Below are 12,855 nucleotides of genomic sequence, written 5' to 3' on the forward strand. Positions count from 1 at the left end.
AAGCACAGTGAATCGCAGCTTACCGACAGCCAAGCGCTCTGTTAAAATGCGCCGCCTTATCCGTCTGTAGGCTGCACTGTGCCATTTACCTGGGTTGACTGGGCGATCGTTGCAATAATCGCCATCTCCGCTTTGATCAGCTTGAGCCGCGGTTTCGTCAAAGAAGCCTTGTCGTTGCTTACCTGGATCATCGCAGGAGTCGTTGCCTGGATGTTTGGTGGCTCACTGTCCGAGTACCTCGGCGGTTATATCGAAACTCCCTCGGCTCGCGTGATCGCGGGCTGCGCAATCATGTTTGTCGCCACCTTGCTGGTGGGGGCAATGGTCAACTATCTCATCGGCGAGTTGATTCGCGTCACCGGCCTCTCCGGGACCGATCGATTCCTCGGCATGGCCTTCGGCGCTGCGCGTGGCGCGCTGCTGGTGGTCGTGGCGATCGGGCTCCTGAGCCTGGGGCCGGTACAGCAGGATTCCTGGTGGCAACAGTCGCGACTGGTGCCACAATTTCTATTGGTTGCAGACTGGTCCAAGAACCTCATATTGGGGTGGAGCAGTCAGTGGCTGGCCAGCGGTATCAGCGTACCCGCTGATATACCGTTCAAGGAGCACCTCTTACCGGCCAAAACGCCTCAGTAAGATGGGTTCAGTTCAGTTTCATTAAGTAGGGGTTGCGTCGCATGTGTGGCATCGTCGGTATCGTCGGTAAGTCGAACGTCAATCAGGCGCTGTATGACGCGCTAACCGTCCTCCAGCACCGCGGCCAGGACGCTGCCGGTATCGTGACCAGCCATGATGGCCGGTTATTCCTGCGCAAGGACAACGGCCTGGTGCGTGATGTGTTCCAGCAGCGGCACATGCAGCGCCTGGTAGGCCATATGGGCATCGGCCATGTCCGCTATCCAACCGCGGGCAGCTCGACCTCGGCCGAGGCTCAGCCGTTCTACGTCAACTCGCCTTACGGCATCACCCTGGCGCACAACGGCAACCTGACCAATGTGGAGCAGTTGGCCAAGGAGATCTACGAGTCCGACCTGCGCCACGTCAACACCAACTCCGACTCTGAAGTGCTGCTCAACGTGTTCGCCCACGAGCTGGCCCAGCGCGGCAAGTTGCAGCCTACCGAGGAAGACGTGTTTGCCGCCGTCACCGACGTGCACAACCGTTGCGTGGGTGGCTACGCGGTGGTGGCCATGATCACCGGCTACGGCATTGTCGGTTTCCGTGACCCCCACGGTATCCGTCCGATCGTCTTCGGCCAGCGTCATACCGACGAAGGCGTGGAATACATGATCGCCTCGGAAAGCGTTTCCCTGGATGTGCTGGGTTTCACCCTGATTCGCGACCTGGCTCCGGGCGAAGCGGTCTACATCACTGAAGAGGGCAAGCTCTACACCCGCCAGTGCGCCACCAACCCGCAACTCACGCCGTGCATCTTCGAACACGTATATCTGGCCCGTCCGGATTCGATCATTGATGGCGTCTCGGTGTACAAGGCGCGCCTGCGCATGGGTGAGAAACTGGCAGAGAAGATCCTGCGCGAGCGTCCTGAGCACGATATCGACGTGGTGATCCCGATTCCGGATACCAGCCGCACTGCGGCGCTGGAGCTGGCGAACCATCTGGGGGTCAAGTTCCGCGAAGGTTTCGTCAAGAACCGTTACATCGGCCGTACCTTCATCATGCCGGGCCAGGCGGCGCGGAAGAAATCCGTACGCCAGAAGCTCAATGCGATCGAACTGGAATTTCGCGGCAAGAACGTGATGCTGGTGGACGACTCCATCGTCCGTGGCACCACTTGCAAGCAGATTATCCAGATGGCCCGTGAAGCGGGCGCGAAGAACGTCTACTTCTGCTCGGCTGCACCGGCCGTGCGTTACCCGAACGTGTATGGCATCGACATGCCGAGCGCCCACGAGTTGATCGCCCACAATCGTTCGACCCAGGACGTGGCAGACCTGATCGGCGCCGACTGGCTGATCTACCAGGACTTGCCGGACCTGATCGAGGCGGTCGGTGGTGGCAAGATCAAGATCGAGAACTTCGACTGCGCGGTGTTCGACGGCAAGTACGTTACCGGCGACGTCGACGAGGCCTACCTGAACAAGATCGAGAACGCTCGTAACGATGCGTCCAAGGCCAAGACCCAGGCGGTCAGCGCCATCATCGATCTGTACAACAACTGATCCGAGCATTTTAAGAAGACATTAGGAGTAGGCGGCATGAGTCAGGATTGGGATGCCGGTCGGCTGGACAGCGACCTTGAAGGCGTAGCGTTCGATACCCTGGCGGTGCGCGCCGGCCAACACCGCTCGCCGGAAGGCGAGCACGGTGACCCGATGTTCTTCACCTCCAGCTATGTGTTCCGCACGGCCGCCGATGCGGCGGCGCGGTTTGCTGGCGAAGTGCCGGGCAACGTCTATTCGCGCTACACCAACCCCACCGTGCGTTCCTTCGAAGAGCGCATCGCGGCGCTGGAAGGGGCAGAGCAGGCTGTGGCGACCGCCACTGGCATGGCGGCCATTCTCTCGGTGGTCATGAGCCTGTGCAGCGCCGGCGATCATGTGCTGGTGTCGCGCAGCGTGTTCGGCTCCACCATCAGCCTGTTCGAGAAGTACTTCAAGCGCTTTGGTGTTGAAGTCGATTACGTGCCCCTGGCGGACCTGTCCGGCTGGGATGCGGCGATCAAGAGCAATACCAGGCTGCTGTTCGTCGAGTCGCCCTCCAATCCGCTGGCCGAGCTGGTGGATATCGCCGCGTTGGCGGAGGTGGCCCATGCCAAGGGCGCAATGCTGGTGGTGGATAACTGTTTCTGCACTCCGGCCTTGCAGCAGCCGTTGAAGCTGGGGGCGGACGTGGTGGTGCATTCGGCGACCAAGTTCATCGACGGCCAGGGTCGTTGCATGGGCGGCGTGGTGGCCGGGCGCAGCGAGCAGATGAAAGAAGTGGTGGGTTTCCTGCGTACCGCCGGGCCGACCCTGAGCCCGTTCAACGCCTGGATCTTCCTCAAGGGCCTGGAAACCCTCAACCTGCGGATGCGTGCTCATTGTGCCAATGCCCTGGCCCTGGCTGAGTGGCTGGAGCAGCAGGAGGGCGTCGAGAAGGTGCACTACGCAGGCCTTGCCAGCCATCCGCAGCACGAGCTGGCCAAGCGTCAGCAGCGTGGTTTTGGCGCGGTGGTGAGTTTTGAGGTCAAGGGCGGCAAAGAGGGCGCCTGGCGCTTTATCGATGCCACGCGACTGATCTCCATTACCGCCAACCTCGGCGACAGCAAAACCACCATCACCCATCCGAGCACCACGTCCCACGGGCGCCTGGCGCCCCAGGAGCGTGAAGCGGCAGGCATTCGCGACAGCCTGATCCGCATCGCGGTGGGGCTGGAGGACGTGGTCGACCTGCAAGCCGACCTGGCTCGCGGCCTGGCAGCCTTGTGATCGAGTTGTCCACGCCCCAGGGCGGCGGCAACGGGCGTGTCGCGCTGGTGACCGGCGCGGCCCGGGGTATCGGTCTGGGTATCGCTGCCTGGCTGATCAGCGAAGGCTGGCAGGTGGTGTTGACCGACCTCGATCGTGAGCGTGGCTCCAAGGTGGCCAAGGTGCTGGGTGAAAGCGCCTGGTTCATCACCATGGACGTGGCCGATGAAGTGCAAGTGGCCCAGGGGGTGGCTGAGGTGCTGGGGCAGTTCGGGCGCCTCGACGCCCTGGTCTGCAATGCCGCTGTGGCTGACCCGCACAACATCACCCTGGAAAGCCTGGATCTGGCCTACTGGAATCGGGTCATGGCGGTGAACCTGGGCGGGCCGATGCTGCTGGCCAAGCACTGTGCGCCGTATTTGCGCGCCCATGGCGGCGCCATCGTCAATCTGGCCTCTACCCGCGCCAGGCAATCGGAGCCTGACAGCGAAGCCTACGCGGCGAGCAAGGGGGGGCTGCTGGCCTTGACTCATGCCCTGGCGATCAGCCTGGGGCCGGAGATTCGGGTCAATGCGGTAAGCCCCGGCTGGATCGATGCCCGGGATCCTGCGGCGCGTCGCGCAGAGCCGTTATCCGATGCCGATCATGCCCAGCATCCGGCAGGCAGGGTAGGGACGGTGGAAGATGTGGCCTCCATGGTGGCCTGGCTGCTGTCCCGCAATTCGGGCTTTGTCACCGGCCAGGAATTCGTGGTGGACGGTGGCATGACCAAGAAAATGATTTATCAGGAATAAGGGTGGTAGCGAGTTTGTGGCCGCAAGCCCAAGAGGAGCGCCTCTGGCTCTTGGTGCGAAGTTTCTGCTTGCTGCTGTTTTTGAAAAAAACTTCAAGCCTGCTATTGACTTAGCTTCGTTACCTGCGTAAATTTCGCGGCCTCAGCGAAGCAAAGGGTGATTAGCTCAGCCGGGAGAGCGTCTGCCTTACAAGCAGAATGTCGGCGGTTCGATCCCGTCATCACCCACCATTCCCTGAGTCTCTTTCGCAAGAAAGAGGGAAGCTTCCAAGGAAGCCTCCAACCGACGCGCAGCGGTAGTTCAGTCGGTTAGAATACCGGCCTGTCACGCCGGGGGTCGCGGGTTCGAGTCCCGTCCGCTGCGCCATATTTTCCAAGTCGGGTTCGCCTGGCTTGAGATTGAGGAAGCCTCGAAGCTCTTCAATCAGATGATTTAAACGGTTCACATGGACGCAAGTCCAAGCGATACGCAGCGGTAGTTCAGTCGGTTAGAATACCGGCCTGTCACGCCGGGGGTCGCGGGTTCGAGTCCCGTCCGCTGCGCCATATCAGCCTCAAGGATCACTGAACGCCTTGAAGCAACGAGACAAGCCAACAGCTTGTTTCGCATCGATAGCAAAGACCCTGGTCGCAAGACCGGGGTTTTTTGTTTTCGGGATTCGCTCTTTGGCAGCGTCTTTTGCTTGCTGCTGATCGAACACAAAAAAGCCGCCTGCTCGGCGGTTTTTTTGTGCTTGCAAGGAGGTTCGGCTTTCAGAAGCCGAGCTTGTCCCGAAGGCTGTAGTACCAAGCGCCCAGGGCGGTGAATGGCGTGCGCAGCAACTGGCCGCCGGGGAAGGGGTAGTGAGGCAGGTCGGCAAAGGCGTCAAAGCGCTCAGCCTGGCCGCGCAGGGCCTCCGCCAGGACTTTCCCGGCCAGGTGGGTGTAGGTCACGCCGTGGCCGCTGCAGCCCTGGGAGTAGTAGATATTGTCCCCCAGGCGCCCAACCTGGGGCAGGCGCGACAGCGTCAGCAGGAAGTTGCCGGTCCAGGCGTAATCGATCTTCACGTTCTGCAGTTGCGGGAAGGCCTTGAGCATCTTCGGTCGGATGATGGCCTCGATGTTCGCCGGGTCGCGGGCGCCATACACCACGCCGCCACCGAAAATCAGGCGCTTGTCGCCGGAGAGGCGGTAGTAGTCCAGCAGGTAGTTGCAGTCTTCGACGCAGTAATCCTGGGGCAACAGGCTGGCTGCCAGCTCATCGCTCAGGGGTTCGGTGGTGATGACCTGGGTTCCGCAAGGCATGGACTTGGCTGCCAGCTCCGGAACCAGATTGCCCAGGTAGGCATTGCCGGCAACGATGATGAATTTGGCGCGGACCTTTCCTTGGGGCGTGTGGACCACTGGATTGGCGCCGCGCTCGATGCGGATTGCCGGGGACTGCTCATAGAGGGTGCCGCCCAGCGACTCCACGGCAGCCGCTTCACCCAGTGCCAGGTTCAGTGGATGGATGTGGCCGCCGCTCATGTCGAGCATGCCGCCCTTGTATTGATCGCAGGCCACGATTTCGCGGATACGCCGCTCATCCAGCAATTCCAGCTGGGTGTGGCCGTAGCGCTCCCACAGGCGCTTCTGCGACTCCAGATGACCCATCTGCTTGCTGGTCAGCGCTGCGAATACACCGCCGTCCTTCAGATCGCACTGGATCTGGTATTTGGCCACCCGTTCACGAATGATCCGGCCACCCTCAAAGGCCATCTGCCCTAGCAGTTGTGCCTGCTTGGGGCCGACGCTGCGTTCGATCACGTCGATATCGCGGCTGTAGCTGTTGACGATCTGCCCGCCATTGCGCCCTGAAGCGCCAAAGCCGACCTTGGCGGCCTCCAGTACGGTCACACGAAAGCCGTTTTCCAGGAGGAACAGGGCGCTGGACAGGCCGGTATAACCCGCACCGATCACGCAGACATCGGTTTCAATCTCGCCTTGGAGCATCGGACGTTCCGGAGCCGCATTGGCCGATGCCGCGTAATAGGACTGTGGGTAGGGAATGTTCGCCATCCTGCGACCTCATGTGTTTAATATATTTTACGAGTGCGCCGATGCTACCTGAGTTGCAAATGAGCTGCCAGACAGAAGAAAAAACTTCTTCATCCCGCGAAAATTAAAAAATTCGCATATTCATAGGCTTAGCTGCAAAAAAGGTGTTGACACCCCTTTGGAATTCCGTAGAATGCCGCCTCACAGCAGGCACGTAGCTCAGTTGGTTAGAGCACCACCTTGACATGGTGGGGGTCGTTGGTTCGAGTCCAATCGCGCCTACCAAACAAAATCCGCTCTGCTGGGCGGTCTAGAAGGGGTTCACCGAAAGGTGAGCCCCTTTTTTTGTTTCTGGCCATTTTGATGGCTTTGCACGATCCGCCAAGAAGCCCACTGGCATTGCAGTGCTCGCTGCGATCTTGGCCAGTGATCAGTCGGGGCGGATGTGCTCCTGCCAATGTTCAAACAGCGCCTCGACATTGGCACTGGTCATCAGTGGCATCACTGCTTTCAACTGCTCGCTGCTCCAGTTCCACCACTGCATTTCCACAAGCATCTCGATACGCCGATCATCGAAGCGCTTGCGAATCGTCTTGGCGGGGTTACCGCCGATGATTGCGTAGGGCTCCACGTCCCGTGTCACCAGGGCTCGAGTGCCTATCACGGCGCCATCGCCGATCCTGATGCCCGGCATGACAATGGCTTCGGAACCGATCCAGACGTCATTGCCGATCACCGTGTCGCCTGCGGCTTGATATCCATTCTGCGCGCCCGCGAAGGCCGGTTCCTCGGGCATCCACTAGAGCGGAAAGGTGCTGATCCACTCGCTTCTATGCCCCTGGTTGCCGGCCATGATGAATGCGGCTCCCGAGCCGATTGAGCAGAAAGAGCCGATTATCAGCTTGTCCGCACCTTCCTCGTGGGGCAGGTAGCGCGCGCACTCATCGAAACTATGGCCGTGGTAGTAGCCTGAGTAGTAGCTGAAACGACCTACTCGAATATTCGGGTGGGTGACTTGCCGGTCAAGCGTGATGCCCTTGAAGGGGCTATCGAAGTAGTTGTTCATCGGGACTCTGCTCCATGTCTTCAGCGTCCTCTGCATTTGCCGCATCGGTCACAGGTTCAAGATCTTTTACGTATTGCCCTCTGTAGCCACCAACCTGGTTCGGGGAGCCGTCGTGACGATCGGCTTCCCGAACCAGGGCGGGTCAGTCCAGAGGGGTAAAGGCGCTACCACTGAAGGTGCGCACGGCATTGCCCCGTTCAACCCGGTGATGGGCGTCACGACGCTGCAAGCGCAGTTCCTGTACGGATTGCTCTTGCCGATCGGCAAGCCGTTGCTGGATCAGTAGACGAGCCAGGCGCTTGTTATCGTGCTGGCTGCGTTCGGACTGCACCTTGACGCTGATGCCGGTCGCTACATGGGTGGCGCGTACCGCGGAGTCGGTCTTGTTCACATGCTGCCCGCCGGGGCCGGAAGCGCGCATGGCCTCGAAGCGGATCTCGCCGCCTTCGGCTTCTTCAGGGGCGCTGAATGGCTGGCCGGCGAAATACCAGTTCTTGCGTCGATGTGCGGGCCGCAGAGGGCTTTTGCAGATCCACAGCAGGGTGCCTGTCCAGCGTCGAGCCAGGTTTGCGGCGTGCTCGCCATCCAGGCTGACCAGCACCGAGCGATGGGCGTCGCGAGCCTGGCTGGCAACCTGCTCGATGATGCCGAGGCGCACGTTCTGCGCTTCGGCTTCGTGATGCAGGCGGCGTAATGCGTGGGTTACTGCCAATTCGCATTCGGCAGGCCCTTGGGCGGAGGACAGCTGTAGCAACATCATCAGCAGCACCCCCGGCGTTTGTAGGTCAGTACCGGTTTGAGTCGGGCGATGATCTTCACCAGGCCGGCGTCGCGCAGGCTGCCCACCACGCTGTCGATGCTCTTGTAGGCTTCGGGAGCCTCTTCGTACATCAGGCCGCGGTCCTCGCAGATCACTCGGCTGCCCAGTTGGGTGCGCTTGAGTTGATCGAAGCTGAAGCGCGTTGCCAGCCGGCCCTTGCAGTCGCTGCGCAGCCACTTGCGCCCGGCGCCGTGCGCCAGGGAGTAGAGGCTGAACGATTGGGGGAGCGGTTGCACCAGGTAGCTGTAGTCGCCACGGGAGCCGGGAATCACCACCGGACCCTGGTCCGATGGCGTGGCGCCCTTGCGATGCAGCCAGCCCGATACGCCGTCGACCTGCGCCGCAGACACCAGGTTGTGATTGATATCCAGCAGCGGCTGGCCCTTGGCCCGCAGATTGTGCAGCAGGCGCTCGGCGATCAACCGTCGATTGGCCTCGGCAAAGCGCAAGGCCTGGTCGTGCTGCTCCAGGTACTGGGCGCCGGCGGTGCTGGTCATCAACAGGCCGTTGTGGCCGTGTTGGTCGACGTGGCTGCGCAAAATAGCTTCTCCCAGGCCTCGGGAGCCGCTGTGCACCAGCAGCAGCAAGGCTTTCGGGTCCAGTGCCAGCGCTTGCAGGGCGTCGGCGTCATGGACCTGATCGAGTTGTTGCAGTTCGGCGAAGTGGTTGCCGCCGCCGATGGTACCCAGGGAGTGCTCATGACCGCTGACGGGCAATGCCAGTTGCGCGCGTTGTTCATCCCACTGTTCATCCAGGGGCAGGTCGATATTGCCGATTTTCTTTTCCAGCTTGTCGAGGTTGAGGCGAGTGCTGGAGAGGTCGGTTTGCCACAGCGCCATGCCGCAGCCGATATCGTTGCCCACCAGCGCCGGGTAGGCCACTTCGGTGGAAAAAAATGCCGCGCCCACCGGATAGCCCCGGCCTGGATGCAGGTCGGGCATGCCGACGACCTGGCGCATGCCGGGCAGTTGTGCGGTGGTGTGCAGTTGCTGGAGCGCTTTGTCTTCGATCCAGGTGGTGTCGGAGGCGATCAGAGAGACGCCGTTCGACAAATGACGGATGCAAGTGTCCATGTCCAATTCCTGATTGGAAAAAAATATTCAGGTAGTGGCAGGACGAAGCGGGGGTTAAGCGAAGGCGCTAGCGGGTAGCGGTTGCAGCGTTTAAACCAGGCACGTCCTGCAAGGGGTGATCAGTTGTTGCATGGTGGATCTCCTTGGCAAAAGTGTGGAAAGGGCGCGCAGGTTAATCTTTTGCCCGGGGGCTGGCAATGGTGTGGGCAAACAAAGTGCACCTTCTGCGGCCGCTACGGTCGTAAAACCATCACCTTGTTGAATGAGGATGGTTATGCAGACCTTTGGTGAGCGCTTGAAAGAACAGCGCAAGGCGTTGGGGCTCTCCCAGCAGGAATTCGGTGCCATTGGCGGTGTTGAAGCCAACGCCCAGGGCCGTTACGAGAGCGGTGAGCGGGTGCCCAAATCGGATTACCTGATGGCCATCGGGCGCCACGGCGTTGACCTGCTTTATGTGTTGACCGGCGAGCGCTCGCGCTTGTCCGAGGGCAGCCTGAGCCTGGATGAAAGCACCATTATTCAGAACTACCGCCACCTCGGAGATGAGGACCAGGAGGCGATCGCCCAGCTGGCGTCCTCCCTGGCGGAGTGCTGAGTGGGTGCGGGGGAGTTTTTCTGCTGTTCGCGCGCCTTTTTAACGCGGCCTGAGCGATACTCTCGCGTTTTCAGGAGGAGGAGGCAGCATGCGGGTTTTGATGGCGGTAATGGTGGCGGCGCTATTGGCTGGCTGTGCGAGCTCTACCATGGATGAAGCTCGGGCCCGAACGCCCAACAAAACCCTGGCCTCGGCCAAGGCCGATCAACTGGTAGCGCAATGTGTGCAGTTCGCCTGGCAGGACGAGTCGGTCTTTGGTGTCGATGCCGCTGCCTATCTGCAACCGGGCAAGGCAGGGGGGTACACCGTGTATACCCGTTCCGCCGAGACTTTTGTCGATATCAAGGCCGATGCCGCGACGACCACCGTCCACTTTTATGCGGTTGCAGACAGCTATGTCTCGAAGCGTCGCCTGGCGGCGCTAGCGACCTGTCTGTAACGCAGAGGATAGTCACTGGCGTTGGTATTTGACGCTATCAGGTACAAACCCGGCATCGGCCGGGTTTTGTCATTTCTGGGGAAGGGTTTCCAGCTGGTCAGGCCAGCTGTTATTGGCGATCTGTGGAAACACCCAATAAGCCTGTAGCAAAGCGTGTAATACATTGCCTCTTCAAACTGTCAGTTGAAATAAGGAAGTCCAGGGATTAAGGGGGCTGGGGCGGACTTTTGTAAATTGTCCTGAATGGTTAGTTTTTGTGGTGATGAAAAAAGCAGGGAAAAGTGCGCTAAGTTGAGGGTGCTCAATAAGGAGCAGTAGTTAATTAATCAATGGAGTGAAAGATATGAATAAGCCACAGGCTCAACTAAAACATGGTCGCGTTGTTTCTCCGTCCAGCCGCGGTGCGGTAGCGGTAGAACTGGGGCTGCTGGGAACCTGGCAGGTCAATGAGATGGAAGGCGGGAAAAACTTTCCGGCCCTCGCCGCCGGTCCTTTCCCAAAGCCTTACGACAGCGATGTGGCCAGTGTCGCGCCACCCGCCGATGGTCATATTCTCAGTGGCGGCAAGGTTGATGATCGCGATTGCATCAACTTCACCAACGAGGAAATGTCGAAAAAGATCAACCGGCCCTTCACTTGGCCGCTGGTGAACGTGAACCCGGGCCAGGTGTTCCAGGTGCAGTGGGAATACACCGCACCTCACGTTACCCGGGGCTATAACTGGTTCATCACCAAGGACGGCTGGGACCCGAAACAGCGCATCAGTCGCGCCCAGCTGGAACCCCAGGCTTTTTATCAGGACTTCTACACCGAAGTGCCATTCGACAAGTTCGGTTCGGTATTGAAAGCCAAGACTCATCATGAAGTTGTGCTGCCCAAAAATAAAAAGGGCCACCATGTTGTAGTACTGGTGTGGATTGTTGCCAATACCGGCAATGGCTTTTATCAGGCTTTCGATCTGGACTTTAAATAAGTTTCAGGTAGTTAACATTTTCTGACAGTTCTGAAGGATTAGAACGTGGATAAGATCGATTTTGCATTAATCAAGAGTCAGGCCGCAGATGCTGCTTCCCTGATGCCGAGCATTGCCGGCAAGAAGGTGCTCATGGGCTTCTGGCACAACTGGGCTGCCGGTCACAGCGACGGCTACCAGCAGGGGCAATTCGCCAACCTGGATCTGGTGGACGTGCCCAAGGAATACAACGTGGTTGCAGTGGCCTTCATGAAGGGCAACGGTATTCCCACCTTCAAGCCCTACAACCTTTCGGACGCCGAGTTCCGGCGCCAGGTGGGCGTGCTCAACAGCCAGGGCCGGGCGGTATTGATCTCCCTGGGCGGCGCCGATGCCCATATCGAATTGCACAAGGGCAACGAACAGCCCCTGGCCAACGAAATCATCCGTCTGGTGGAAACCTACGGCTTCGATGGCCTGGATATCGACCTGGAGCAGAGCGCCATCGACTTTGCCGACAACAAGAGTGTGCTGCCTGCCGCCTTGAAGCTGGTGAAGGATCATTACGCCGGCCAGGGCAAGCACTTCATCATCAGCATGGCGCCTGAGTTTCCCTACCTGACCAGCAATGGCAAGTACGTGGCCTACCTGCAGGCCCTGGAAGGCTATTACGACTTTGTCGCGCCGCAGTTCTATAACCAGGGAGGCGACGGGCTCTGGGTGCAGGAGGCCAATGGCGGGCAGGGCGCCTGGATCGCCCAGAACAATGACGCGATGAAAGAGGATTTCCTCTACTACCTGAGCGAAAGCCTGGCCTCCGGTACCCGTGGTTTCACTCGCATTGCCGCGGACAAGCTGGTGATAGGCCTGCCAAGCAACGTCGATGCCGCGGCCACCGGCTATGTGATCGACCCGTCGGCGGTGAGCAATGCGTTCAAGCGCTTGCAGGGCGCCGGTCACGCCATCAAGGGGTTGATGACCTGGTCGGTGAACTGGGATGCCGGCATCAGTCGGCAGGGTGTGCCCTACAACTGGGAGTTTCGTCATCGCTATGCGCCGCTGATCCATGGCGATGGCGGTGAGCCGGAGCGCCCAGGTGCTCCTGGAAACCTGATGGTACTGGGCACCAGTCGCAGCAGCGTCAACCTGAGCTGGGGTGTTTCCGGTAGTGTGCGGCCGGTGGAGTTCTACACCTTGTACCGCGACGGCAATGCGGTCGCTCGCACCCCCTCTCCGGGCTTCGAGGATCAGGGGCTGAGTGCGGACACCCAATACAGCTATTTTGTGACCGCTACCGACACTCAGGGCCAGGAGTCGCTCCCCAGCCGTAGTGTGAGTGCCAGGACCGCAGGCGGTGCGGTCGATCCGAGCTTTCCCGAGTGGCGCACCAGCCAGCACTACCTCAGGGAGGATGGAGTGACTTACGAAGGCAATCGTTACCTGTGCCTTCAGGAGCACACCTCCAACCCGGGCTGGACGCCATCCGTAGCGTTCACCCTGTGGAGCAAGGTGCTGCAGGAGCGTCATGGCTGAGTTGTGACGGCCATTGATGAAGTTGAGTGGCCAGGCGGTTCTTGCGGAAGTTGTCGATCCGTGCGAGCCGCTTTTTTCGTTTCCGCTGGCCGGCAACAGCCCGGGTTATGAGCTATTACTGAGCTGCCCGGATGTGTCGATCAATCAAGCGGAGATGA

12 protein-coding genes, 4 tRNA genes and 1 pseudogene are annotated in these 12,855 nt (G+C 59.9%); 12 read left to right on the forward strand and 5 right to left on the reverse strand.

From position 1 onward, the window contains the following. The first annotated feature begins 78 nt into the window (after positions 1-78). The 7 genes from A9971_RS02925 to A9971_RS02955 all read left to right on the forward strand — a co-directional run bounded on the left by A9971_RS02925 (position 79) and on the right by A9971_RS02955 (position 4,749). Complete coding sequence (locus A9971_RS02925) at positions 79-636, forward strand: CvpA family protein (protein WP_011060387.1); 558 nt, start codon at positions 79-81, stop codon at positions 634-636. Positions 637-677: 41 nt separating this feature from the next. Continuing rightward, positions 678-2,183: an amidophosphoribosyltransferase gene (purF, locus tag A9971_RS02930; RefSeq protein ID WP_011060388.1), complete on the forward strand. Its 1,506-nt coding sequence runs from the start codon at positions 678-680 to the stop codon at positions 2,181-2,183. A 36-nt stretch (positions 2,184-2,219) separates the two neighbouring features. Next, positions 2,220-3,431, forward strand: coding sequence for an O-succinylhomoserine sulfhydrylase (locus A9971_RS02935; protein ID WP_015634907.1), 1,212 nt, complete (start codon positions 2,220-2,222; stop codon positions 3,429-3,431). Beyond that, on the forward strand, positions 3,428-4,204 hold the full coding sequence (locus tag A9971_RS02940) for an SDR family oxidoreductase (protein ID WP_072451526.1): 777 nt from the start codon (positions 3,428-3,430) through the stop codon (positions 4,202-4,204). Before A9971_RS02935 ends, A9971_RS02940 begins: the two co-directional genes overlap by 4 nt. Positions 4,205-4,358: 154 nt before the next feature. Continuing rightward, positions 4,359-4,434 (forward strand) — tRNA-Val (locus A9971_RS02945). A gap of 59 nt (positions 4,435-4,493) precedes the next feature. Continuing rightward, positions 4,494-4,570 (forward strand) — tRNA-Asp (locus tag A9971_RS02950). A 102-nt stretch (positions 4,571-4,672) separates the two neighbouring features. Beyond that, positions 4,673-4,749: transfer RNA gene (locus A9971_RS02955), tRNA-Asp, on the forward strand. 8 nt (positions 4,750-4,757) lie between these two features. Here A9971_RS02955 and A9971_RS02960 read toward each other — a convergent pair. Together A9971_RS02960 and A9971_RS02965 are read right to left on the reverse strand one after the other, a co-directional pair. Further along, positions 4,758-4,943: a hypothetical protein gene (locus A9971_RS02960; protein ID WP_183000827.1), complete on the reverse strand. Its 186-nt coding sequence runs from the start codon at positions 4,941-4,943 to the stop codon at positions 4,758-4,760. A gap of 13 nt (positions 4,944-4,956) precedes the next feature. Continuing rightward, positions 4,957-6,240: an FAD-binding oxidoreductase gene (locus tag A9971_RS02965; protein ID WP_011060391.1), complete on the reverse strand. Its 1,284-nt coding sequence runs from the start codon at positions 6,238-6,240 to the stop codon at positions 4,957-4,959. Positions 6,241-6,427: 187 nt separating this feature from the next. Between A9971_RS02965 and A9971_RS02970 the strand changes: the two genes are divergently transcribed. Further along, positions 6,428-6,504: transfer RNA gene (locus tag A9971_RS02970), tRNA-Val, on the forward strand. 145 nt (positions 6,505-6,649) lie between these two features. Here the strand turns inward: A9971_RS02970 and catB are convergent. The 3 genes and pseudogenes from catB to A9971_RS02985 all read right to left on the reverse strand — a co-directional run bounded on the left by catB (position 6,650) and on the right by A9971_RS02985 (position 9,178). Then, positions 6,650-7,285: pseudogene (gene catB, locus A9971_RS02975) on the reverse strand (type B chloramphenicol O-acetyltransferase). A gap of 142 nt (positions 7,286-7,427) precedes the next feature. Beyond that, positions 7,428-8,045, reverse strand: coding sequence for a peptide chain release factor H (gene prfH / locus A9971_RS02980; protein WP_041120596.1), 618 nt, complete (start codon positions 8,043-8,045; stop codon positions 7,428-7,430). Then, entirely contained in the window at positions 8,045-9,178 is a 1,134-nt protein-coding gene (locus tag A9971_RS02985) for an RNA ligase RtcB family protein (protein ID WP_015634911.1), read from the reverse strand. The genes prfH and A9971_RS02985 overlap by 1 nt, the downstream gene beginning before the upstream one ends. Before the next feature lie 274 nt (positions 9,179-9,452). Between A9971_RS02985 and A9971_RS02990 the strand changes: the two genes are divergently transcribed. From A9971_RS02990 to A9971_RS03005, 4 genes are all read left to right on the forward strand, one after another. Next, positions 9,453-9,773, forward strand: a complete 321-nt coding sequence (locus A9971_RS02990) for a helix-turn-helix domain-containing protein (protein ID WP_011060395.1) — start codon at positions 9,453-9,455, stop codon at positions 9,771-9,773. An 88-nt stretch (positions 9,774-9,861) separates the two neighbouring features. Then, a complete protein-coding gene (locus tag A9971_RS02995; RefSeq protein ID WP_077933738.1) occupies positions 9,862-10,212 on the forward strand; it encodes a hypothetical protein in 351 nt (116 codons plus the stop codon). A 343-nt stretch (positions 10,213-10,555) separates the two neighbouring features. After that, positions 10,556-11,185 carry a lytic polysaccharide monooxygenase auxiliary activity family 9 protein gene (locus tag A9971_RS03000; RefSeq protein WP_011060397.1) on the forward strand — a complete coding sequence of 210 codons (630 nt, stop codon included), beginning with the start codon at positions 10,556-10,558 and terminating at the stop codon, positions 11,183-11,185. Between the two features lie 45 nt (positions 11,186-11,230). After that, complete coding sequence (locus A9971_RS03005; RefSeq protein ID WP_015634913.1) at positions 11,231-12,697, forward strand: glycosyl hydrolase family 18 protein; 1,467 nt, start codon at positions 11,231-11,233, stop codon at positions 12,695-12,697. The last annotated feature ends 158 nt before the right edge of the window (positions 12,698-12,855 follow it).

Origin of the sequence: Pseudomonas sp. UME65 (assembly GCF_014170225.1) — a bacterium.
GTDB classification, from domain to species: domain Bacteria; phylum Pseudomonadota; class Gammaproteobacteria; order Pseudomonadales; family Pseudomonadaceae; genus Aquipseudomonas; species Aquipseudomonas protegens.

Coding starts and splice junctions, on each gene's coding strand:
- purF (WP_011060388.1), top strand. CDS start 678: ATGTGTGGCATCGTCGGTATCGTCGGTAAGTCGAACGTCAATCAGGCG.
- A9971_RS02935 (WP_015634907.1), top strand. CDS start 2,220: ATGAGTCAGGATTGGGATGCCGGTCGGCTGGACAGCGACCTTGAAGGC.
- A9971_RS02965 (WP_011060391.1), bottom strand. CDS start 6,240: ATGGCGAACATTCCCTACCCACAGTCCTATTACGCGGCATCGGCCAAT.
- prfH (WP_041120596.1), bottom strand. CDS start 8,045: ATGATGTTGCTACAGCTGTCCTCCGCCCAAGGGCCTGCCGAATGCGAA.
- A9971_RS02985 (WP_015634911.1), bottom strand. CDS start 9,178: ATGGACACTTGCATCCGTCATTTGTCGAACGGCGTCTCTCTGATCGCC.
- A9971_RS02990 (WP_011060395.1), top strand. CDS start 9,453: ATGCAGACCTTTGGTGAGCGCTTGAAAGAACAGCGCAAGGCGTTGGGG.
- A9971_RS02995 (WP_077933738.1), top strand. CDS start 9,862: ATGCGGGTTTTGATGGCGGTAATGGTGGCGGCGCTATTGGCTGGCTGT.
- A9971_RS03000 (WP_011060397.1), top strand. CDS start 10,556: ATGAATAAGCCACAGGCTCAACTAAAACATGGTCGCGTTGTTTCTCCG.